The organism is Enterococcus hermanniensis, assembly GCF_001885945.1.
Taxonomy (GTDB): Bacteria; Bacillota; Bacilli; order Lactobacillales; family Enterococcaceae; genus Enterococcus_A; species Enterococcus_A hermanniensis.
Map to the genome: position 1 here is coordinate 37,284 of NZ_JXKQ01000011.1, position 22,108 is coordinate 59,391.

The following is a 22,108-nucleotide window of genomic DNA, read 5'->3' on the forward strand; positions in this document are numbered from 1 at the left end:
AAAAAGAGCTGTGAGGATATTCCTCATAGCTCTTTTTCTATACATAAAAAAGCCGTAAGAATATTTATTCTTACGGTCTTAATTTTTATAGTTGGTGCATCGCTTGTAAGGCATGCGCCACGGTAGGGTGTTGTTTTGGAGATTGGTGTTTTTGTTTGTCCCATAGTTGTTGGAATTGTTTTGCTACTTCTGGTTGCATTGAAGTAAAGACTAATTGCTGGTTATTCAAAGCTGCTACAGAGAAATAGTCAGCAAAGATATCTAAGGCCGTTAAATCAATGCTAGGGACGCCGCGTAAAGAGAAAATCAAACCTTCTTTATTGATGACTTGATCTAATTCTTTTTTCAACTGGCTCGCAGACATGAAGAACAGCGGTCCGGTAATATACATGACAGCCCAATCAGAACCAGCATTCGAATTTGGTAAGGCCATGCGTTCCCAATCAATTTCTTCCGTTGTGATTGAAATCCGTGCACTTTTGGCAATAAAGAAAATACATCCGCAGATGATACCAACAACAATAGCAATACTTAAATCAAAAATAATCGTACATAACATCGTTACAAAAAATAAAATTACGGCTGTGCGTTTCTTTTGAGTAATCATATTTTTGATTGTAGTCCATTCATGCATCCGCCAACTGGTGATCATCAAAACACCAGCTAAAGCCGCCATTGGAATCTGTGACATAATCGGTGCAAAGATCAACATAGATAGGAATAAGAACAATGCATGGAAGATTCCGGTCAAACGTGTTTGGGCACCAGATTTGATCGCGACACTTGTCCGAGCAATCGCAGCTGTAGCAGGGATTCCGCCAAAGAAAGGTAAGATGATGTTTCCAATACCTTGAGCAACTAATTCTTGATTACTGTCCAAATCCTTTCCAGTCATTCTTCCAGCCGAAGCGCCGCAGAGTAAACTTTCGATCATTCCTAGCATGGCAATGCTAATTGCGGGAACAATTAATGAGCGAATCATCGGAAGATTTAATTGGGAAAGTTTCAAGTGTGTACCGGTTAATAGTGAAGTTGGGATCGTTCCGATTTTTGCAACGGGTAACTTGAAGAAGACGGTAACAAATGTAGCCAAGATGATCACTACTAATGAACCTGGCAAGACTTGATTCCATTTTTTAGGATAAAAAATCAAAATCAATAAAACAATCAGACCTAGTAAAACAGTGGGAATATCAGGTGAAAAACCTAGTGAAGAATAACTGATCAGCTTTTTGATCGCTGAATCACCAGTCGAAGTAGTTCCAAAAAAGTTATCAATTTGGCCTAAAGCAATAATAATGGCAATTCCTGAAGTAAAACCAGTAATAACTGGTGAAGGAATAAACGAGGTTAGGCTACCCAATTTAAAAATACCTGCAAGTAGTAAAAAAATACCCGCAATAAATGTGGCGACTAAAACACCCTCAAGGCCCTGAGTAGCAATGATCCCCATTAAGACGGCTGCCATGGCACCGGTTGGGCCAGATATCTGATAGAAACCACCAGAAAAACTACCAATCACGACTCCCGCAATGATTGCAGTAACCATTCCAGCTGCGGCATCCGCTCCGCTAGAAACACCGAAGGCCAAAGCTAGTGGCAAAGCGACAGCCGCAACTGTTAGCCCCGCTAATAGATCTTTCTTGAGTTTGTCTAGAGAATAATGTGAAAACTCTTGTTGCAACAAATTTTTGTAACGTTTGATTATCATACACTCCTTGTTGAAAACACGACAAAAGTCCGCCTAAAACGGACTTTGAACTAATTTTCAAATTTTTAAAAACCATTTTTAACTATAAAATAGGAGAAATAAAAGCACAATGGTTTTTTTAGGATTCTTAGGAGACTCTTTCTTGTTTGTTAAGAAGTGCGCATGTAATTCAGCAAGGATTCAGCATTTTTTGGTTTCTTTTGATATACTTAAAACAATAAATTCAATTTAAGGAAGTGATTGTTTGGCAAAGGATGAATTGCAACAGCATTTAGATAAAGGAAGATATGGTTCTCCTAAAATCAATCCCGATGAGCAAAGAAAATATTTAGGCACATTTCGTGAACGATGTCTTGTGAGTATGACGGTACGAGAAATGAGCAATCAAACAGATTGCGAGCATTTGTTAATGGAAATAAAAAAATATCCAGAAGGCAAGTTATTGATCAATGGAGAAGTACCGGAAAAGGTGCAACAAGCGTTTATCAAGCTAGCTTCTAAAAACGCAGTCGATTTTACAATCGTTAATGATGCTACTGTCGAAGACGAAGACAGCATCGGAGCCTTGTTGGTCACTGATCATGCGGTGAATGAAGAAATTATCGATATCGAAGAAAAATATCCAGCTGATACAACAACGACAGAGGAAAAACCTAAAGAGAAAAAAAGCTTCTTTAGCCGATTATTTGATTAAATAAAAGTAAGCTGTAGATAATTTTTGTTGACATTTTCTGAAAGTGTGGGTATTATACTGCTTGGGCACCCTTTTAGTAAGGGTCAAGTGTTTAGTGAATTCATAGCTCCCTATTCAAATTGGATAGGGAGCTTTATTTGTTTTTTCTAGACGTTTCCTGCAAATTAGTATGAAGGAGTTTTATCATTTATGACAAAGTATATTTTTGTAACTGGCGGCGTAGTTTCATCAATCGGGAAAGGGATCGTGGCAGCTTCACTTGGACGTTTGCTTAAAAACAGAGGATTGAAAGTTACTATCCAAAAATTCGATCCTTACATCAATGTCGATCCAGGTACGATGAGTCCTTACCAACATGGAGAAGTTTTTGTAACAGATGATGGTGCTGAAACGGACTTAGACTTGGGTCACTATGAACGTTTTATCGATATCAACTTAAACCAATACTCCAACGTAACGACAGGAAAAATCTATTCAGAAGTTATTCGCAAAGAGCGTAAAGGCGAATACCTAGGAGCAACAGTTCAAGTTATTCCTCATATTACTAACGAGATCAAATCAAAAATCATGCGTGCAGCGAAGATGACTGATTCAGATGTGATCATTACCGAAGTTGGTGGTACGGTTGGGGATATCGAATCTCTACCATTCTTAGAAGCTTTACGTCAAATGAAAGCAGAAGTTGGAGCAGACAATGTGATGTATATCCATACAACATTGATTCCATTCTTGAAAGCTGCTGGCGAAATGAAAACTAAACCAACACAACACAGTGTAAAAGAGTTACGTGGTTTAGGGATCCAACCAAATATTTTAGTTGTTCGTACAGAGCAACCTGTTTCTCAAGGAACAAAAAATAAATTAGCGCAATTTTGTGATGTTGAACCAGAAGCAGTGATTGAATCACGCGACGTTGAAACATTGTACTCTATTCCATTGGCACTACAAGCACAAGGAATGGATCGTATTGTTTGTGAGCATTTGAAAATCGATGCACCAGAAGCAGATATGACAGAATGGCGTGCATTGGAAGAAAAAGTCTTGAATCTTAAGAAGAAAGTTAAGATTGCTTTAGTTGGTAAATACGTTGAATTGCCAGATGCTTATATCTCTGTTGTTGAAGCGTTGAAACATTCTGGTTTTGCTTTTGATTCAGATATCGAAATCGATTGGGTCAAATCAGAAGATGTTACGCGTGAAAATGTAGCAGAAAAATTAGCAAGTGCGGATGGTATCTTAGTACCAGGTGGATTTGGTGATCGCGGGATCGAAGGAAAAATCGAAGCCATTCGTTTTGCTCGTGAAAACGATGTGCCATTCTTAGGGATTTGTCTAGGTATGCAAATGGCCTGTGTCGAATTTGGTCGTAACGTTGCTGGTCTTGAAGATGCTCATTCAGCAGAAACTGTTCCTGGCGTAAAAAACAATATCATCGATTTAATGGCTGACCAAGAAAATGTAGAAAATCTTGGTGGAACATTACGTTTAGGTTTATACCCATGTAAATTGAAAAAAGGTACGAAAACAGCCGCTGCCTACAATAATGAAGAAGTCATCCAAGAACGTCATCGTCACCGTTTTGAATTTAACAATCAATACCGTGAAATGTTTGAAGAAAAAGGCTTGGTCTTCTCTGGTGTATCACCAGATAACCGTTTAGTTGAGATCGTTGAAATTCCTGAAAATAAATTCTTTGTGGGTTGTCAATTCCACCCAGAATTGATTTCTCGTCCAAACCGCCCTCAACCATTAATTAAAGCTTTTGTCGGTGCATCATTAGAAAGTAAAGAAGCAAAATAGTAAAAAAGACTGAAAGGATTTGAATCCTTTCAGTTTTTTTTTGTAAGAAAAGAAAAAAAGTTGAAATGTAAAGGTTTTATCGGATAGTTGGGAGTAGCAAAGAGAGCAAATATTTGTTAGAATTAACACGTTAGTTAAGCGAGGCTTAACCAAATAGTAAAAAACCTTAGGAGGAATTTTTTATGCCAGTAGTATCAGGAGCAGAATTTCTAAAAGCTGCACGTCAAGGCGGATATGCAGTAGGTGGATTCAACACAAACAACTTAGAATGGACGCAATCAATTTTAAAAGCTGCAGAAGCTAAAAAAGCACCAGTTCTAATCCAAACTTCAATGGGCGCTGCAAAATACATGGGTGGTTACAAACTTGCAAAAGATTTAATCACTGATCTAGTTGATTCAATGGGTATCACTGTACCAGTTGCAATCCACTTAGACCATGGTGACTATGAAGCTGCTTTAGAATGTATCGAAGTTGGCTATACTTCAATCATGTTCGATGGTTCTCACTTACCATTCGAAGAAAACTTGAAATTAGCTAAAGACGTAGTTGAAAAAGCTCACGCTAAAGGTATCTCTGTTGAATGTGAAGTTGGTTCAATCGGCGGAGAAGAAGATGGAATCATCGGCGCTGGTGAATTAGCTGACGTTGAAGAATGTAAACAAATGGTAGCTACAGGTTTAGACTACTTAGCATGTGGTATTGGTAATATCCACGGCGTATACCCTGAAAACTGGAAAGGTTTAGCATTCGATCACTTACAAGCTATTGCTGATGCTGTAGGTTCTGAAGTACCTTTAGTATTACATGGTGGTTCTGGTATTCCTCAAGAACAAATCGAAAAAGCTATCTCAATGGGTATTTCAAAAGTTAACGTTAATACTGAATTCCAATTATCATTTGCTCAAGCAACTCGTGAATATATCGAAGCTGGCAAAGATAAAGAAGGAAAAGGCTTTGACCCTCGTAAATTGTTAGCACCAGGTGCTGCTGCAATCGTTAGAGATGCTGAAGAACATATCGACTGGTTCGGTTCAGCAAACAAAGCTTAATTTGTTTGAATCAAGAAGATGCATGCCAATTTTTTGGTATGTATCTTTTTTTGTATGGAAAAAATTAAGGGTTTAAACATTTGTAGAGTTATTTAAAATATTTTTTCAAATATTCATCTTTTAAAGGTTTTTGTAAAGCCTTTCATTTAATAATCTTCTGAGTTTTGAGAATGCTTCCTTTTTATGCGGTTCATAATATGCTAAAATAATTCATGGTCTATCAACTTAAAAATAATTAATTAGGTGAATATAAATGAAAAAAATTGAAATTCATGGCGGAAAGCCATTATCAGGTAATATCACAATTAGCGGCGCTAAAAATAGTGCAGTCGCATTAATCCCAGCAGCAATCATGGCAGATTCTCCCGTTACGTTAGAAGGAGTTCCCGACATTCAAGATGTCCATTCATTGATTGAAATCTTAGAAATCATGGGCGCAGAAGTTACCTTTGCAAACAATCGAATGGTCATTGATCCAACCAATGTAAAATCCATTCCTATGCCTAGTGGCAAAATCAATTCTTTACGCGCTTCATATTATTTTATGGGATCATTGGTCGGTAAGTTTGGCGAGGCAGTCGTCGGCTTGCCAGGAGGCTGTTTCTTAGGTCCTCGTCCAATTGATCTACACATCAAAGGATTTGAGAGTTTAGGTGTTGATGTATCGAACGAATTAGGTGTGATTTATTTACGGACAGAAGAAGAAGGTATGAAAGGCGACCGCATTTTTATGGATGTAGTCTCTATTGGTGCGACAATTAATGTCATGTTAGCGGCAGTTAAAGCAAAAGGGAAAACAATTATCGAAAATGCTGCAAAAGAACCAGAAATTATTGATGTCGCAACTTTATTGAATAACATGGGAGCAAAAATTCGTGGAGCGGGTACGGATGAAATCAGAATCGAAGGGGTCGAAGAATTACACGGCTGCGTGCATTCTATCATTCCTGACCGTATCGAAGCAGGAACGTACTTAGCGCTAGCCGCAGCAATGGGTGAAGGTGTGAAGGTAAACAACGTGATCTACGAACACATCGAAAGCTTTATTGCTAAATTAGAAGAAATCGGCGTTGAGATGAATATTTCTGAAGATAGCATCGAAGTCTTGCCCTCAAAAAATTTAAAAATGGTCGATGTGAAGACATCACCATATCCTGGCTTTGCGACTGATTTGCAACAACCTTTGACGCCTTTATTATTAAAAGCACAAGGATCGGCAGAAATCATCGATACGATCTATTCAAAACGGGTCAATCATATTCCTGAATTGGTTCGTATGGGAGCTGATGCTCGAGTAGAAGGAAATATGATCGTGCTGAATGGTCCAAACAAATTACACGGTGCAGAAGTGGTTGCCTCTGATTTACGTGCAGGTGCGTGCCTTGTGATTGCTGGGTTGATGGCAGACGGAAAAACAACGATCTATAACGTAGAATATATTTTACGTGGGTATGATCATATTATTGAAAAATTAACAGCTCTTGGTGCAACTATCGAAATGATCGATGAGGAAGAGGCAGAGTAAATGAGCGATTATTTAACAATGGCGGAACTTGAAAACAAGACGCTAAAAGAAATCTACGCATATGCAAAAGATTTTAAAATTCCTTATTACAGTCAAATGAATAAAAAAGAATTGTCATTGGCTGTGATTCGTGCTCAAGCAGAAAAACAAGGATTCTTTTATATGGAAGGCGTCTTAGACATCGTAGGACAAGATGGCTATGGTTTCTTACGTCCAATCAATTATGGTTCAAGTGCCGAAGATATCTATATTTCGTCTTCTCAAATCCGCCGTTTTGGCTTACGGAATGGTGATTTAGTTGCAGGAAAAGCACGGCCACCCAAAGAATCTGAACGTTATTATGGGTTGATGCATGTTGAAAGTGTGAATGGCAAGGATCCAGAAGAAGCAAAAGCACGGCCACATTTTCCAGCCTTGACAGCTCTATATCCTGAAAAACAATTGGTTTTAGAAACGACTTCCGGCCGATTATCGACTCGGATGATCGATATCTTTTCTCCAGTCGGCTTTGGTCAACGAGGATTGATTGTGGCACCGCCTAAAGCAGGAAAAACGACGATCTTAAAAGAAATCGCAAATGGGATCACAGATAATTATCCAGACGTCGAATTGATCGTGCTATTGATCGATGAGCGTCCAGAAGAAGTAACCGACTTAGAACGTAGCGTAAAAGGTGAAGTCGTCTACTCAACCTTTGATCAACAACCACAAAATCATACGCGTGTCTCTGAGTTAGTCTTGGAACGTGCCATGCGTCTAGTAGAAGATAAACGGGATGTTGTTATTTTGATGGATAGTATCACGCGTTTAGCTCGAGCATATAATTTAGTGGTTCCACCAAGTGGTCGGACATTAAGTGGCGGGATTGATCCAGCTGCTTTGTACAAACCTAAAAAATTCTTTGGTGCAGCTAGAAATATCGAAGAAGGCGGTAGCTTGACGATTTTAGCGACAGCATTAGTGGATACCGGTAGTCGAATGGATGATGTTATCTATGAAGAATTTAAAGGAACCGGAAACCTAGAGTTGCAACTTTCACGTGACTTAGCTGAACGTCGGATCTTCCCAGCTATCGACATTAAAAAATCTGGAACACGTAAAGAAGAATTATTGATGCCAGCCAATCGTCTAGAAGAAATTTGGAAGATCCGTAATAATATGGTTGGTGATTCACTGGAATACACGTCCCAATTCATTAATTTCTTGAAAAAGTCAAAGAATAACGAAGAAGTCTTCAAAGCATTTAAAGATGTTTCTTTTGGCGGAAAAACTCCTCGCCGAAATCAAAAAAGATAATTGCATTGTTGAATTATTCATGATAGTATATTCATGTTGCGAAATGCAAAAATAACTCTGAACCAGCAAATGATTCAGGGCAAAGGAGCGAAAAAAACTATGAAACAAGGAATTCATCCAGAATATCACCCAGTAGTATTTATGGACTCAACTACAGGTTTCAAATTCTTGTCAGGTTCTACTAAATCTTCACAAGAAACAGTTGAATGGGAAGACGGAAATACTTACCCAGTAATCCGTGTCGAAGTTACTTCAGACTCTCATCCATTCTACACTGGTCGTCAAAAATTCACTCAAGCAGATGGACGTGTGGATCGTTTCAACAAAAAATACGGTCTCAAAGACGAAAACGCTGCAGAATAATCAAAACATTGTTAACTCAAGGTTTAGCAGACTATCTATTACGGATAGTCTGTTTTTTTGCTTTATTAGGTTATGATTGGTTGTCTAAAAAGACATAATATCTTAAATAATTTAAAATTATTGCTACAATAAAGTAAGTTGAGCTAGAAGGAGGAGGATTTTAATGAAGGTAGTTTTTCACGTAGATGAGTTAGAAAAATGGTCAGAGGCTAGTAAAAATATCAAAAATTTACTAAAGCTAAAACCAGATGCTGAAATTATTTTAGTAGTTAATGGCAGTGGCATTCAAAGCTATCAATTAAACGCGGCCCGCGACTTTATTTTGCAATATCCTAAGGTTTCTTTTCATGCATGCCAAAATGCCATGAAAGCTTTTCATTTAGAAAAAGCAGATTTACCTCAGGGGGTAGAAGTCGTACCAGCTGGTGTGATCGATTTAATTGAATTACAGGAAAAGGGCTATGCCTACATCAAACCTTAGAAATTAAAAAAAGAATCTCACTGATCTTTCTCAAAAGCAGCTGTTTTAAGAATGTAGATCAAGAGGTTCTTTTTTTTAATAGGTGGATCAAGTGATACATCAAGTTTTAGTTCCGTGTATTTTAGTTCGAGTGTTTAGTTCGGGTTTTGCTTGACTAGAACAACAAGAAGCAGCGCAAAGAATACTTTAGTGAAAGTTGCTAAAAAATAAAAGCGAGTCGAAAATTTTTGATTGTTGAACTAGCCGTTCTACTTAATTTAAATAGGCTAATTCATTGATCAATTTATTCCTTCGAATGTTATCAATTTTTTTACCAAGTGCAGTTAGATCTTTCTTAGAAGGAATATCAGCTATAACAAAAAGTTTTTCGATTGGAACCGCACAAGTTGGAAAACTAGTGATGTATAGGTCTGATGTAAAGGTATCTGAAGGAAAATCTTTACAGTTTAATTGAGGGCGGACTACCAGGGAAACTTTTTCATGAAATTGTTTTTCTAAATAAAACGCGAGTAAGCCAATATGCTTGATGCCTAGATCACTACAAACTTCAGTCACAACCGCTTGACGCATCGCATCAAGTTGCGCAGGGAGATGCTGCCAATTAATAAAAAATTCGAATAGGATATGATTGAAATACATGGAATACCAAGGAATTGAACTAGTTCTTTCGAAGTCGTGCAATGCTTTTTCTAAGACCTTTGAAAAAATGGCAAAGTCTTTTTGGATCGTCAAACTATTATAGTATTCACGATTATAAGCGATATAATTTTCATGGGGATAAACCTTATAATTAGTATAAACAGTTTTTAAGACATTCAAGCACGCGGCTCGACTTTTTTTGGAAAAAGTTAATTTTAAAACGCCAGTGAGTAAGTCTAATAGTTCATCGCATAGCGAAGTAAGGTGGGACTCTTCTTCTAAAGACTTCCAGCCGAAGAATGGTTGCCAAAACAGCGTATAAAATAAATCCATAAATTTTTCAGCAGTTAAACAAAGTCCGACCAAATCAACTGAATCTTGGAGTGCTTTTTGATAAGTGGTGAACACCTTGTGGGAATGCTTTGTTTGGGGCTTTGCGACTGTTCTATAGCCCTGATTTAACCGAGTTAGGGTAACAGCGATTAAAAAGACTAGTTTGGTCAATTCGTAAACAGTTAAATCTAATTTTAAAGTAGTATTGAGCAAGTGTGCGACTTTGTAAAGTGGTTCTTTTTGTAATTGAAAAGGCCATTCAAGCGGTTCGTAAACTTCTAAAAAATACCCTGTCATAAATAGCCGGACATATAATTCATCTGTTCCTGAAATACATAAATCAGTGCGATCAACGGTCAAACCTCGTTTTGCTAAGCCTTTATTTAGTTGGACTATGCGACGATATAGACTGGATGAGCTAAGAAATAATTCTTTTTCTAGGTCGGTACGTAGTTTCCCCGGTTTGAAAAAAAGTAATTCAAGCAATTGAAAACTCGGACTTTCTTTGATCATCTTTGAGAAAATTTCTTGGACAGAGCGGTTATCTTTTTCAGATAATCGAAGCTCGGACAAATCATTTTTGTCAATGTGAACGATCTCTCCCCACTGGGTATTGATCTCATGACAATTGGTTAAAATTGTTTTTGGTACAGCATCGATTTTTTCGGTGATTTTTTTTATTGGAACGAAATTATCAGCATCACGAAGAATTTCAATAATATCGATTTGTCGGTTGGTGGTGGAAGATAAAGCGTTTCTCATTATAAATCGCCTCTATTCAGTTATTAATTTCAGTATAAAGCAAAAAAAATAAAGTAGATAGAGTAGATTATTAAATTGATGACTTAATAATAAAAAAAGACAAAAAAATTTGAATAACTTTATTTATCCAAACGAATTATAATGAAAATTGGTCTAGTTGATAATTCAGCTATTGAAAATCAAGGTGGTAAACGGATTTCTTGGTTCAAAGATAAATAGATGATACTATTTTAAAGAGAAGCTAGTTATATCAAGATTGAGATAATGAATGGTAAATGAGGAGGCAAAATCATGAAGAAAATGATACATTTGGGTTTATTTTTAATTATATTGGGCGCCATAGCTGGGTGTAGTTCTTCATCAACGGATGGTCCAAGTCTAAATTCAAGTTCAGCGGCTAGTCAAAGCAAAACAATGAATAGTCAGACTATGAGTAGTGGTACGGAACGAAAGGTTAGTGTAGATGAGGCTGCTAAATTATTCAAAGATAATTATCCTGAGACAGACATCACCTCACTTGATCTAGAAAAATCTTTAGGGAAATACGTTTATAAAATAGAAGGTGTAGATGATACTAAAGAATATGAACTACAAATCGATAGTGAAAGTAAAAAAGTATCGAAAAAATCAGAGGAAACTTTAGATTCAGACGAACAAAATGGGGTCAAACGTAAAGAAGACAAGTTAGATTTAAATGATTTATTGACTATTGATGAAGTATCTAAAATTGCGGTTAAAGAAGTCGGCAGTGGAGAAGCAACAGAATGGTCACTTGATAAAGATTTAGCTATTACTTATTGGGAAGTTAAAGTAAAAGATGGGCAAAAAGAAGCCGAAGTTAAAATCAATGCGCAATCAGGTAAGGTATTAGCAACAGATTTAGATGATTAAAAATACGCCGATAATGCAGACCAATTGTCTAGCTTATCGGCGTATTTATTTTTAGCGTTCAATAAAGTCATGTTGGATACATATTTTTTCTTTTTTATTATCAATGAATGCTTCAAATGCATAGTGTCCAATCTCTGTTAAGTGATGATCGATGCTAGAAAATTGCATCAAACGGCTGACTAAAATATTTTCTCGTCCGACAACTAAGGGAGCGGATGCACCATATTGCTCTAAGATAACCGCAGCAACTTCATCACCATTCGTCAAAATGCCATCTACGTTTCGCTTTTTAAAGAAGGCGGCAGCTTTTTCTCCATCTTGGCCATGAACACAGCAATCCCAAAAAATATTGCGATCATCAAATTTGGGGAAAATCTCTTTTACAACTTGCAAAGTTACTTTTGAATTGTGACTGATGTTTTTACTCCGACCTAAGGTGATTCCAACGTGTTTAATACCATGATCTTTTAAAAACATAAAAGCTTCACGCAACGAGTTGTCTAAATTGTAGTATACACAACTAACATCTGCATCCGGAATATTCTCACAAAAAATAATCGGGCCGTAGCGATGATACTCTTTAAAAGCATCAATCGGGTTTGATTTTGTGGTAACGATCAAACCATCATACATTTTGGTAGAAAATTCTTCGAGGTAGCGTTTTTCGCGCTGTGGGTCATAGTCGGTCGGCAACAAAGTCACACGATATTGATGCTCAAAAGCAGCTTCCATAATTCCGTTGAGCATTTGATCATAATAGGCATGATTGATGAAAGGTAAGATGACTCCAATGTTTTTGGTTTTACCATAACTCAGATTTTGAGCTGAACGATTGGGGACATAATTCAATTCTTTCATCACGGCTAGGATCTGTTCACGCTTCTTTTCATCAACATAAGGATGGTTGTTGATAACACGTGAGACCGTTGAAACAGAGTAGCCGGTGATTTTTGCGATATCGCGAATATTAGCCATAGAACACCTCGTAGAAATAATTTATGCTGCTAAATTGTCTTTTAAATATTCAGTGACAGCCGGTCCTGTTTCATAAAAAGTATAACGGCGGTCTCGGTAGAAGAAACTGATAATCGGACTACCAAAAGATTCATCGATCACTAAATGCTTGATATCAGCCAGACGCAACGTCGTTGTAATAGGTCGTTTGAAACCTTGTGGTCGGGTTAAAACCAACTGGTTCGTAGAAAAGTGTAGAGAAACTTGAAAATGATCCTGTGTCGTATTGCTCTGGATGTTCACATATGTATTCATAAATCTTCCTCCTTTTTCTTTACAAACGAAGTATAGTTTATGAAACGAGTTTCAGAGCAAGCGTTTTGTTTTACTAAAATAGAGAAAGTTGTTCTCGTTTATCTTCAAAGGTATGGAGGTATTGAAAAACTTCTTCTGTTTTCCACAAGATACCATATTTTTTGCATGTATCGATAAAGATCGTCATCAACTGATCGTGTTTTGGGCTAGTACAAACATAGTTGTCGCCAAAAGTCGCTAAATACTTTTGTTTCATACCTGGAAAATGCTTGTCTAATTGTTGATAAAAATATTCGCGATTTCCTGTGCGTAATGTCACACCAAAGCCAAAACACATGATTGCTTTGACACCAGCTTGAATACAATAATCTAAAATTCCTTGTAAATTCTCTTCACTATCATTGATAAAAGGCAAAATTGGAGACAACCAAACGACAGTTGGGACGCCGGCTGCCTTAAACTGCATTAAGGTCTCAAAACGTTCCTGGGTTGTCGAAACATAGGGCTCTAAAATTTTGCATAAGTCTTCGTCATAGGTAGTTAGTGTCATTTCTACGATAGCTTTCGTTTTTTGATTAATACGTGTTAATAAGTCCAAGTCACGAAGGATACGTGAGGATTTTGTTTGGATCGCTACCCCAAATTCATATTTTTCGATCAATTCCAATGCACCTTGAGTGATTTTTAAACGAGGCTCTAATTGGATATAAGGATCAGTCATTGCCCCGGTAGTGATCATGCCGGGTTTTCTTCGGCGCTGTAATTCGCTTTCGAAGATTTCTAATGCATGTGCTTTGACTTCAATATCCTCAAAGACATGATTTAATTGGTAGCAATCACTGCGGCTATCACAATAAATACAACCGTGAGTACAGCCACGAAAAAGATTCAAATTATTTTTAGCGGACAGAATACTTTTGTACTCTTTAAAATGCATGTAGCCACCTCCGAACAAACGTTTGCTTAAATTATCGCATAGAAAGGTTAAAGGAACAATCAAAATTATTAATCTAATAAGAAATTAGTAAAATCTTTTTGTGGCAATAAAGAAAGCGTTTAACCATTGACTATTCTTTTTTACCTTTCTAATAAAACAATTATTTTTAATGTTTCATCTTTGATAAATAAGTATATTAGTGCTATATTATCAACAGTTAGTAATACAGATTTTGAGGAGATGTAGTACAGTGAGTAAAAATGGTGCAGAAATTATCGTTAACAGTTTGGAAAATCATAATGTTCCTTATATTTTTGGAATCCCTGGAGCAAAAATTGATGGAGTATTTGATACATTAGAAGATCATGGACCAGAATTGATTTTAGCCCGTCATGAACAGAATGCGGCTTTTATGGCGCAAGCAATTGGCCGTCTAACTGGTGAGCCAGGTGTAGTCATTGCAACGAGTGGGCCGGGCGCCAGTAATTTAGCAACAGGATTAGTAACAGCAACTGCTGAAGGTGATCCAGTTGTCGCATTAGCAGGACAAGTTAAACGTTCAGATCTTTCAAAGCTAACCCATCAAAGCATGGACAATGCGGCACTATTTGCTCCTATTACAAAGTTTAGTACAGAAATTCAAGATTCTGAAACATTGTCAGAAAACATTGCGAATGCTTTTCGAATTGCAAAAACAGCTAAAAAAGGCGCTAGTTTTCTTTCAATTCCTCAAGATGTAACCGATGGAGAAGTAAAAGGTGAAGCAATAAAACCGTTGTCAGCACCTATCTTGGGTACGGCTTCGGATGAAGATATTGCAGATTTAGCTCGCCGAATAAGTGAAGCAAAACTACCAACATTGTTGGTGGGGATGCGTGCCTCTGGTAAAAAAGAAACTGAAGCAATTCGCAAACTGGTTGCCAAAACAGGATTACCCGTAGTAGAAACTTTCCAAGGAGCTGGGATCATTTCTCGCGATTTAGAAAATCATTTCTTTGGACGTGTTGGTCTTTTCCGTAATCAGCCTGGCGATATGCTGTTAAAACGCAGTGATTTAGTTTTAGCTGTAGGGTATGATCCAATTGAATATGAAGCCCGAAACTGGAATGCTGAAAAAGACGCTCGTATCGTCGTTATCGATGAAGTACCCATGGAAATCGATCAATATATGCAACCAGAAGTAGAACTAATCGGAAGCATTGCCAAAACAATTGAAAAATTAAGCCATGTTGTCACTAGTTATCAATTATCTTCAGATGCAGAAAACTATTTAGCTACATTGCAAGAAAAATTAACGAACGGTAAACAAATAAGTGAAACCGCAGCGGGACGTGTTCACCCATTAGAGGTAATTGATTCGTTACAAAAAAATGTGACAGATGAAATGACCGTAACAGTTGATGTAGGGAGTCATTACATTTGGATGGCTCGTCATTTTAGAAGTTATGAACCTCGCCACTTACTATTTAGTAATGGCATGCAAACGTTAGGTGTGGCACTGCCATGGGCAATTTCAGCTGCATTAGTTCGACCAAATACACAAATCATTTCTATCTCTGGTGATGGTGGTTTCTTATTTTCTGCTCAAGAACTTGAAACAGCCGTGCGTTTGAAACAAAAAATTATTCATTTGATTTGGAATGATGGTAGTTACAATATGGTCGAGTTCCAAGAGGAAATGAAATACAATCGTTCTTCTGGCGTTCACTTTGGCCCAGTTGATTTTGTTAAATATGCAGAAGCATTTGGAGCAAAAGGTTTAAGAGCAACGACAAAAGATGAATTAGAAGCGGCAATCAATGAAGGTTTTGCGACCGATGGTCCTGTGATTATTGATATTCCAATTGATTACTCTGATAACAAAGAACTAGGTAAAACGATTTTGCCGGATCAATTTTATTAAGAGAGGATTTTTCGTGGTAATGAAAACAAAAAATTATATTTATCAACATGGAACGCTTGGTGGATTGATGCAAGAATTAATGGATGGAACAGAAGAAATCGGTAAGTTACTGGACAATGGTGATTTTGGCTTAGGGACGTTAGCTGGATCTAACGGTGAAATCATTATTTTAGATGGTAACATTTATCATGCGGATGAAGCTGGAGCTATTCATCAACTTGTTGGAACTGAATTAACGCCTTATGCTGCTGTGACTTCTTTTACTTCAACTCAACAGTTCTCAGCAAAAAAACAATCGGATGATGAACTAAAGGAAAGGATTTTAGCTAAAATTAGTAAAAATTTATTTTCAGCGGTTCAAGTAAAAGGAACTTTCAAGAAAATGCATGTTCGTGTAGCACCTAAACAAGAAAAACCTTATCCTCGTTTTGTAGAGATTGCACGGAATCAACCTGAATTTCAGGCAGAGAATATCGCAGGAACAATCGTCGGATTCTTTACTCCAAAATTGTTTCATGGAGCGGCCGCGGCCGGATTTCATCTACACTTTATTAGTGATGATCATCGTTTTGGAGGTCATGTTTTAGATTTTGAATTGGCTGAAGGGATGATTGAGTTGATGGAATTAGCTGAATTTCGGCAACACTTCCCCGTTGATAATGTAGATTATTTGAAGAATGAAATCAACTTAGATGAAATTTCAAAAGATATTGCAGAAGCAGAATGATAGGAAACACAGCTAAATGATTTAGCTGTGTTTTTTTATTGAGAGGAAAGAAATGAAACGATGGTATTCTTGTTTGAATTACGTTAAAATTAAGCCATCAATTTTAAAAAATTGAAAAAACAACATTTTTAATCAATTAGACGAGTCAAAGTGGAGGAATAGATATGAGTTGGGAAAATCAAGAAGCAAAAGAAGCTGCTTATCAATTATTATTATTACAACAAAAAGCCTTACTTGAAGGAGAAACTGATTTAATCGCAAATTTAGCGAATTCATCGGCATTATTGAATCAAACATTAAAAGAAACGGTTTTTGCTGGATATTATCTATTTAAAAATGATGAATTGATTTTAGGACCTTTCCAAGGAAATGTTTCATGTGTTCATATTGCGATGGGTAAAGGTGTTTGTGGCGAATCTGCGGAAAAAAATCAAACAGTGATCGTTGAAAACGTCTTAGAACATAAAAATTATATTGCCTGCGATTCGGCGGCACGCTCTGAAATTGTTGTTCCGATGAAAAAAGGAGACCAATTAATTGGTGTATTAGATTTAGATAGTTCAGAAATCGGAATGTACGACCAAATCGATCAGTTTTATTTGGAACAATATGTCTCATTATTGTTAGATAATCTCGCTTAAAAAGCGTATTGCAATTTAAAAAAGAGGGTTATTTAATAAATAGCACCTTTATTATAGTTTTTTATCCCATTTAATGCTATTATATAAATGTAATATAAAACATTAATGAGGTGGTTGAATGAATAAAGAAGCGATTATTGTAGGAGAAAACTATGAATGCCGTAAGACTGATTTTGCTCGGCCAATCATTGGAGAAGTTGTTCATAAAGATGATGCTGGTTGTGTAGTAAATGTTGAGCGTTTTAGCGGCTTGGATGCTGATAAAATTGATGCTCAAAATGGACAAGTAGCAATCACATATGATGAAGTGGCTGGAATCGTCACAAATAATAGTTACCTACGTTAGCAAAAACACTTAGCAAACCATTCTTGGTTTTCTAAGTGTTTTTATATTGCCGACATAGTTAGCGGCGTTGTTTATCATATATTGGAATTGCCGCAAGAATTATATACATCAATCTTTGCAATCGCAAGCATTGTTAGATGATCAGCTTATCGAATTGAAGAACGCATCAACGCAAAAATATCCGTCTAGCTTATATGGAAGTTTCAGAGCATGCTAGCTATCAACAATTGAATGATAATCTAAAAAGGATGTGACCGGTAAAGTCACATCCTTTTTATTGTTCTGAAATTAAATTTAAATGTAAGCAAGCTTTCCAAATGCCGTCATTGGAGACACTGTCTGTTACGTAAGCTGCTTTTTCTTTCAAAGAAGGTGTTGCATTGCCCATAGCAACGGGAAATCCGACAGTATGAAACATTGTAAAATCATTTTCTTCGTCACCAAAGGCTAAAGCTTGTGCTGTATCGATCCCCATAGAAGAACAAATTTTTTGGATTCCCTCCGCTTTCGTTCCAGTCTTTAAATGAATATTGGCAGTAAAAGGTGCTACTTTTTCTATGATCAAAGGAGAGTCTTCCGCCAATTTAAAATGGCTGAGATCTTTTAAGGGAACAATCAATTGAACGATATCTTTTGGTAAAGGATCTTGTTCGTTTAGTCCAAATTTTCCAGTCGGATGTTCACCACGGTAGGTGCTGTCTTCTAAATAATAAATTCCGTTGGGTGTTTCCAGCATGAATTCGATTGTTGCTTGTTTTAGCTGTTGGATCAATTGAGTCACTACCTTTGTTGGAATCACATTTTGATGAATCAATGCACCTTGATAGTGGACGCAGTTACCATTCGAAGAAATAATACTATCGACACCTAGGCTATTTGCTAAATCAAGTAATGTTCGATAATGGCGACCAGAAGCAATAACCGGTTCAATTTTATTTTCTTTTAATTTCTTCAAGGCTTTTTTAGCAGAATCCGGAACCCGTTCAGTAAAAGCTAATTCGCGAGGTAGTTGATTATCCGCGAGTGTTCCATCGATATCGAAAAAAGCGACTCGATAATTATCCATACGATTCCTCCTCATAAACAATCTTTTTATTAAGTATAAAGGAACAACTAAAAAAAGTGTAAATAGAAATTTTAATAAGTTTTAAGTATCAAGAAAAATAAAATTTTAAACGGCTGGAACATTCGATAAAAAAAGATATTTATAAAATGAAACTTTATTTTTGTTAGAAGTATAATTATTTTTATTTCTTGAATAAATAATAAAATGCTATCCGTTCTTGTAAAATTATTTAAAATGCTAAAAAAAGTAGAATATCCATTTTTTATATCGACTTTAAAACAGCTTGTTTCTGCAGAAAGATTCATGCTACTATTTATTTGTCAGAAAATTATATTCAAATAAAGGAGATATTATGAATAATTTTGCGGAAAATCTATTGAGCTTAGTTGATTCAAAAAAGGAACGTATGATCGAGATTCGTCGTTATTTACACGCACACCCTGAATTGTCTTTTGAAGAACAGGAAACCGCTAAATATATCGCGGACTTCTATCAAAATCTAGCATGTACAGTTAAGAAGAATATCGGTGGATATGGAATAGTCGTTGAGATTGATAGTGGAAAACCAGGGAAAAATCTTGCTTTAAGAGCGGACTTTGATGCGCTGCCAATCCAAGAAGAAACGGGCTTACCTTTTGCTTCTGAAAATCCTGGAGTTATGCATGCTTGTGGGCATGATGCACACACCGCGTACATGCTGATTTTAGCAGAATGTTTAATTGAATTGAAAGAACAGTTCTCTGGTAAAATTACTATCCTCCATCAGCCTGCTGAAGAAACACCTCCAGGTGGCGCGATCCAGATGATCAGAGATGGCTGCCTTGACGGTGTAGACCATGTAGTCGGTTGTCATGTAATGTCGGGCTTTGATTTAGGAACAGTCTATTATCATACAGGTGCAACACAAACTGGTCGAGCTACTTTCAAATTGAAAGTACAAGGAAAGGGAAGTCATGGTTCAATGCCTAATGCCGGAATCGACGCGGTACTCGTTGGAAGTCAAATCGTCGTAAATCTGCAAAGTATTGTCAGTCGACGTGTAAATCCCTTTGATATGACGACGTTGACTGTAGGATCATTCGATGGAAAAGGTTCTGCAAATGTGTTAAAGGATGCGGTCTTTTTAGAAGGGGATATCCGAATGATGAATGAAGCAAGTCGTACATTAGTCAAAGAAGCTTTCGAAGATACCGTTAAAGGTATTTGTGAAGTTTATGGTGCGACATATGAATTAGATTATGTAGATGATTATCCAGTCTTGATGAACGATCAAAGGCTAACAGAATTTGTAGTCAATATCATAGAGCAACATCCATTTACAGAATTAAAAGAAGTAGTAGATAGCGGACCAATCGCTCCTTCAGAAGATTTCGCGTATTATTGCCAAGAACGTCCTAGCTGCTTCTTTTATGTTGGCGCAACGGGGGAAGGACAAGTAGCCTATCCACATCATCATCCAAAATTTGATATCGATGAAGCATCCATTTTAATTGCCGCCAAAACGATGGCGACCGTTGTTTCAGAGTACTTCAATCAGGAGAAATAATATGAAAGAAAAGAAAATATTTTATGGTTGGATCGTTGTTTTTGGCTGTGTTTGTATCACTGCGACTGTAGTACCAATGGTTATGTCATTAGCAAATGTCTATCTTTTAGCAGTGACAGAAGATATGGCGATATCTCGAAGCGCATTTACTTTAGTCAATACGATCACACAGTCGATGGGAATTATTTTTTCTCCGATCGTAGCGAAAAAGCTAGCGACCGGCGATTTAAAAAAAATCCAAACAATTGCTTTAGTCGCTTTTGTGGGCACCTACTTTAGTTTTTCATTTGCAACAGCCGTTTGGCAATTGTATTTATTAGCTATCATATTAGGTATTGCGTATACAAGTAGTACATTGATTCCAGTGAGTATGATGATCACCAATTGGTTTGAAGAAAAACGAGGCTTAGCAATGAGTATTGCAATGGCCGGGATCGGTCTGGGTGGCTTTGTTTTTAGCCCTATTTTAAGCTATTTATTGACTACTTTTGGTTGGCGAGCTTCATACCGTATTATGGCTATATTGCTTTTAATTATCACGATTCCGATTTCTTTATTTGTGGTAAAGAAGAGTCCAGCAGAAATGGGGCTACAAGCATATGGAGCAAGCAAAAAAACAAAGCAGACAACGATCCAAGAAGAAGCCACGTCTGTTTTAACGATCAATCAGTTGATCAAACAGCCTGTTTTCTTGATGTTGGTATTTGGCATTTTTTGTAATGGCTTATTGAATTCCGGTTCATTAGGACAATTTCCACCAGCATTAGAAGAAATGCATGGAGTCGTAGTGAAATCGTCGATCATCTCTTTATATTCATTAGTCGGAATTTTTGGTAAATTAATTTTAGGCTGGATTGATGATCGATTTGGAACAGTCAAAAGCACGATTTTCGGGTGCGGCTTTATGACATTGGCCTTTATTTTATTATTGAACGGCCATCAATTGGTGATGATTTATTTAATGGCCTTCTGTTTTGGACTAGGCACACCGATTGGAACGGTCTCACCACCATTGATCACAGCAAGAATCTATGGTAGAAAACATTATGCTGAAGTGTATGGAATCATTAGCAGTATTTCCCAAATAGGTTTAACGTTAGGGTCATTGATTATAGCTAGCATTTACGACAAGACGGGTTCTTATCAAAATGGCTGGAAATTATTGATTATTTTAACAATCATTACGATGATCACATGGATTTTGTCAATGCAGATACCCAAAAAAAATAGTCGAGTAATAGAAGTAGAATAAAAGGAAAAGCCACTCATTTTATGAGTGGTTTTTCCATATCGTAGATAAAGTTTAACGTTTCACAATCCAAGAATCAAAGAAGCATTTGTTGCAGCTAAATCAATAATTTCAATTGGGACAGTTATTTTTTTTAATAAACATTTTCGCATTGCATGCAAAAGATTCATGCGATCATTTTCTTCTAATGGATAAGAAATCACTAATTCTTCTTGGTTATGTGGCAGTATGATATCGATTGTTGGTAAAAGGGATAAAATCAACTCCGCATTTTCGATTTTATCGACAAATACTGGAATTACCTTTGGCGTGAATAGTTCAACCAACTCATTTTTCAAATAATTCAAACTGAGCATTCCAGAATTAGAAATGATAAAAATTGAGAGGCGCTCACGTAATGTTTCTAAAGGACAAATATATAGACAAAGCAATAAATTGATAGATAAATAAAAAGGTTCAGCTAGTAAAGGTTCAGCTATTTTTCGACAAACACTTCTCCAAAAATTAGTAAATCGGATCATGTAAATCGGATTATCTTCTTCAAAATGTTTGATTGAATTCAACGAATAATACCAATATAGAGCGGTTGCGTTATGTGGAAAATAATATCTGATTAAATATTGTTGAACAAGATGGATATGCAGCTCGTTCGTTTGCGTACTTGTTATAGCAATAAAATAATTTTCAAACTCATTTTTCCAAGTATTGATATTGTCAGTTAGCTCTTTGGGTAGCTGCTTTAGATTAACTGGTAAAGAATAATCAAATAACTCGAAACAGTTCATAATAAGTAAAAAACCTCTCCAATCGTTGATTGTCCAATGGCTTAAAAAAGAGGGTTTTTCAGGAAAGTCAATGTAAGATATCGAAAAGGTTG

At 36.7% G+C, this 22,108-nt stretch carries 21 protein-coding genes and 1 pseudogene; 15 read left to right on the forward strand and 7 right to left on the reverse strand.

The genetic code is table 11. The annotated features are described in order from the left end of the window. Window positions 1-85: 85 nt before the first annotated feature. The gene (locus RV04_RS10920; RefSeq protein ID WP_211271197.1) at window positions 86-1,711 is read right to left on the reverse strand and encodes a SulP family inorganic anion transporter; all 1,626 of its coding nucleotides are present in this window, start codon (window positions 1,709-1,711) and stop codon (window positions 86-88) included. A 244-nt stretch (window positions 1,712-1,955) separates the two neighbouring features. On the opposite strand from RV04_RS10920, the gene RV04_RS10925 reads away from it, so the two are divergent. From RV04_RS10925 to RV04_RS10955, 7 genes are all read left to right on the forward strand, one after another. After that, window positions 1,956-2,405, forward strand: a complete 450-nt coding sequence (locus RV04_RS10925) for a YueI family protein (protein ID WP_071858501.1) — start codon at window positions 1,956-1,958, stop codon at window positions 2,403-2,405. Window positions 2,406-2,594: 189 nt separating this feature from the next. Next, entirely contained in the window at window positions 2,595-4,205 is a 1,611-nt protein-coding gene (locus RV04_RS10930) for a CTP synthase (RefSeq protein WP_071858502.1), read from the forward strand. Window positions 4,206-4,387: 182 nt separating this feature from the next. Further along, a complete protein-coding gene (locus RV04_RS10935) occupies window positions 4,388-5,257 on the forward strand; it encodes a class II fructose-bisphosphate aldolase (protein ID WP_071858503.1) in 870 nt (289 codons plus the stop codon). Window positions 5,258-5,510: 253 nt separating this feature from the next. Continuing rightward, entirely contained in the window at window positions 5,511-6,782 is a 1,272-nt protein-coding gene (locus RV04_RS10940) for a UDP-N-acetylglucosamine 1-carboxyvinyltransferase (protein ID WP_071858504.1), read from the forward strand. Next, a complete protein-coding gene (rho, locus tag RV04_RS10945; protein WP_071858505.1) occupies window positions 6,783-8,078 on the forward strand; it encodes a transcription termination factor Rho in 1,296 nt (431 codons plus the stop codon). It abuts the gene before it with no gap. Between the two features lie 99 nt (window positions 8,079-8,177). Then, window positions 8,178-8,441, forward strand: coding sequence for a type B 50S ribosomal protein L31 (locus tag RV04_RS10950; RefSeq protein ID WP_071858506.1), 264 nt, complete (start codon window positions 8,178-8,180; stop codon window positions 8,439-8,441). Window positions 8,442-8,604: 163 nt separating this feature from the next. Next, window positions 8,605-8,922: a DsrE family protein gene (locus RV04_RS10955; protein ID WP_071858507.1), complete on the forward strand. Its 318-nt coding sequence runs from the start codon at window positions 8,605-8,607 to the stop codon at window positions 8,920-8,922. A gap of 252 nt (window positions 8,923-9,174) precedes the next feature. On the opposite strand, the gene RV04_RS10960 is transcribed toward RV04_RS10955, so the two are convergent. Continuing rightward, complete coding sequence (locus tag RV04_RS10960) at window positions 9,175-10,656, reverse strand: AcpB/EbpR/MafR family transcriptional regulator (RefSeq protein ID WP_071858508.1); 1,482 nt, start codon at window positions 10,654-10,656, stop codon at window positions 9,175-9,177. Window positions 10,657-10,947: 291 nt separating this feature from the next. Between RV04_RS10960 and RV04_RS10965 the strand changes: the two genes are divergently transcribed. Beyond that, complete coding sequence (locus RV04_RS10965; protein WP_071858509.1) at window positions 10,948-11,547, forward strand: PepSY domain-containing protein; 600 nt, start codon at window positions 10,948-10,950, stop codon at window positions 11,545-11,547. Between the two features lie 51 nt (window positions 11,548-11,598). Here the strand turns inward: RV04_RS10965 and RV04_RS10970 are convergent, their stop codons facing one another. The 3 genes from RV04_RS10970 to RV04_RS10980 all read right to left on the reverse strand — a co-directional run bounded on the left by RV04_RS10970 (window position 11,599) and on the right by RV04_RS10980 (window position 13,753). Continuing rightward, window positions 11,599-12,522, reverse strand: coding sequence for a LacI family DNA-binding transcriptional regulator (locus tag RV04_RS10970; RefSeq protein ID WP_071858510.1), 924 nt, complete (start codon window positions 12,520-12,522; stop codon window positions 11,599-11,601). 21 nt (window positions 12,523-12,543) lie between these two features. Continuing rightward, a complete protein-coding gene (locus RV04_RS10975; RefSeq protein WP_071858511.1) occupies window positions 12,544-12,816 on the reverse strand; it encodes a hypothetical protein in 273 nt (90 codons plus the stop codon). Window positions 12,817-12,889: 73 nt separating this feature from the next. Next, complete coding sequence (locus RV04_RS10980) at window positions 12,890-13,753, reverse strand: SPL family radical SAM protein (protein WP_071858512.1); 864 nt, start codon at window positions 13,751-13,753, stop codon at window positions 12,890-12,892. Between the two features lie 250 nt (window positions 13,754-14,003). On the opposite strand from RV04_RS10980, the gene alsS reads away from it, so the two are divergent. The 5 genes and pseudogenes from alsS to RV04_RS13565 all read left to right on the forward strand — a co-directional run. Beyond that, a complete protein-coding gene (alsS, locus tag RV04_RS10985) occupies window positions 14,004-15,656 on the forward strand; it encodes an acetolactate synthase AlsS (RefSeq protein ID WP_071858513.1) in 1,653 nt (550 codons plus the stop codon). A gap of 13 nt (window positions 15,657-15,669) precedes the next feature. Continuing rightward, on the forward strand, window positions 15,670-16,383 hold the full coding sequence (gene budA, locus RV04_RS10990) for an acetolactate decarboxylase (RefSeq protein WP_071858514.1): 714 nt from the start codon (window positions 15,670-15,672) through the stop codon (window positions 16,381-16,383). Window positions 16,384-16,547: 164 nt separating this feature from the next. Then, window positions 16,548-17,024, forward strand: coding sequence for a GAF domain-containing protein (locus tag RV04_RS10995; RefSeq protein ID WP_071858515.1), 477 nt, complete (start codon window positions 16,548-16,550; stop codon window positions 17,022-17,024). Between the two features lie 118 nt (window positions 17,025-17,142). After that, on the forward strand, window positions 17,143-17,370 hold the full coding sequence (locus tag RV04_RS11000; protein ID WP_071858516.1) for a hypothetical protein: 228 nt from the start codon (window positions 17,143-17,145) through the stop codon (window positions 17,368-17,370). 51 nt (window positions 17,371-17,421) lie between these two features. Then, a pseudogene (locus tag RV04_RS13565) lies at window positions 17,422-17,624 on the forward strand (citrate/2-methylcitrate synthase); the annotation flags it as partial. A gap of 20 nt (window positions 17,625-17,644) precedes the next feature. Here the strand turns inward: RV04_RS13565 and RV04_RS11005 are convergent. Further along, window positions 17,645-18,436: a Cof-type HAD-IIB family hydrolase gene (locus RV04_RS11005; protein ID WP_071858517.1), complete on the reverse strand. Its 792-nt coding sequence runs from the start codon at window positions 18,434-18,436 to the stop codon at window positions 17,645-17,647. 352 nt (window positions 18,437-18,788) lie between these two features. Between RV04_RS11005 and RV04_RS11010 the strand changes: the two genes are divergently transcribed. Further along, complete coding sequence (locus tag RV04_RS11010; RefSeq protein ID WP_071858518.1) at window positions 18,789-19,982, forward strand: amidohydrolase; 1,194 nt, start codon at window positions 18,789-18,791, stop codon at window positions 19,980-19,982. A 1-nt stretch (window position 19,983) separates the two neighbouring features. After that, on the forward strand, window positions 19,984-21,234 hold the full coding sequence (locus RV04_RS11015) for an MFS transporter (RefSeq protein WP_071858519.1): 1,251 nt from the start codon (window positions 19,984-19,986) through the stop codon (window positions 21,232-21,234). Between the two features lie 59 nt (window positions 21,235-21,293). On the opposite strand, the gene RV04_RS11020 is transcribed toward RV04_RS11015, so the two are convergent. Next, window positions 21,294-22,016: a hypothetical protein gene (locus RV04_RS11020; protein ID WP_071858520.1), complete on the reverse strand. Its 723-nt coding sequence runs from the start codon at window positions 22,014-22,016 to the stop codon at window positions 21,294-21,296. Between the last annotated feature and the right edge of the window lie 92 nt (window positions 22,017-22,108).

What these genes read in the sequence shown, in the direction of transcription:
- RV04_RS10965 (WP_071858509.1), top strand. Translation starts at nt 10,948, where the DNA reads ATGAAGAAAATGATACATTTGGGTTTATTTTTAATTATATTGGGCGCC.
- RV04_RS10955 (WP_071858507.1), top strand. Translation starts at nt 8,605, where the DNA reads ATGAAGGTAGTTTTTCACGTAGATGAGTTAGAAAAATGGTCAGAGGCT.
- RV04_RS10995 (WP_071858515.1), top strand. Translation starts at nt 16,548, where the DNA reads ATGAGTTGGGAAAATCAAGAAGCAAAAGAAGCTGCTTATCAATTATTA.
- RV04_RS10935 (WP_071858503.1), top strand. Translation starts at nt 4,388, where the DNA reads ATGCCAGTAGTATCAGGAGCAGAATTTCTAAAAGCTGCACGTCAAGGC.
- RV04_RS11020 (WP_071858520.1), bottom strand. Translation starts at nt 22,016, where the DNA reads ATGAACTGTTTCGAGTTATTTGATTATTCTTTACCAGTTAATCTAAAG.
- RV04_RS10950 (WP_071858506.1), top strand. Translation starts at nt 8,178, where the DNA reads ATGAAACAAGGAATTCATCCAGAATATCACCCAGTAGTATTTATGGAC.
- RV04_RS10930 (WP_071858502.1), top strand. Translation starts at nt 2,595, where the DNA reads ATGACAAAGTATATTTTTGTAACTGGCGGCGTAGTTTCATCAATCGGG.
- RV04_RS11015 (WP_071858519.1), top strand. Translation starts at nt 19,984, where the DNA reads ATGAAAGAAAAGAAAATATTTTATGGTTGGATCGTTGTTTTTGGCTGT.
- RV04_RS10960 (WP_071858508.1), bottom strand. Translation starts at nt 10,656, where the DNA reads ATGAGAAACGCTTTATCTTCCACCACCAACCGACAAATCGATATTATT.
- RV04_RS11005 (WP_071858517.1), bottom strand. Translation starts at nt 18,436, where the DNA reads ATGGATAATTATCGAGTCGCTTTTTTCGATATCGATGGAACACTCGCG.
- rho (WP_071858505.1), top strand. Translation starts at nt 6,783, where the DNA reads ATGAGCGATTATTTAACAATGGCGGAACTTGAAAACAAGACGCTAAAA.
- RV04_RS10980 (WP_071858512.1), bottom strand. Translation starts at nt 13,753, where the DNA reads ATGCATTTTAAAGAGTACAAAAGTATTCTGTCCGCTAAAAATAATTTG.
- RV04_RS11010 (WP_071858518.1), top strand. Translation starts at nt 18,789, where the DNA reads ATGAATAATTTTGCGGAAAATCTATTGAGCTTAGTTGATTCAAAAAAG.
- RV04_RS10970 (WP_071858510.1), bottom strand. Translation starts at nt 12,522, where the DNA reads ATGGCTAATATTCGCGATATCGCAAAAATCACCGGCTACTCTGTTTCA.
- RV04_RS10940 (WP_071858504.1), top strand. Translation starts at nt 5,511, where the DNA reads ATGAAAAAAATTGAAATTCATGGCGGAAAGCCATTATCAGGTAATATC.
- RV04_RS10975 (WP_071858511.1), bottom strand. Translation starts at nt 12,816, where the DNA reads ATGAATACATATGTGAACATCCAGAGCAATACGACACAGGATCATTTT.
- RV04_RS11000 (WP_071858516.1), top strand. Translation starts at nt 17,143, where the DNA reads ATGAATAAAGAAGCGATTATTGTAGGAGAAAACTATGAATGCCGTAAG.
- RV04_RS10920 (WP_211271197.1), bottom strand. Translation starts at nt 1,711, where the DNA reads ATGATAATCAAACGTTACAAAAATTTGTTGCAACAAGAGTTTTCACAT.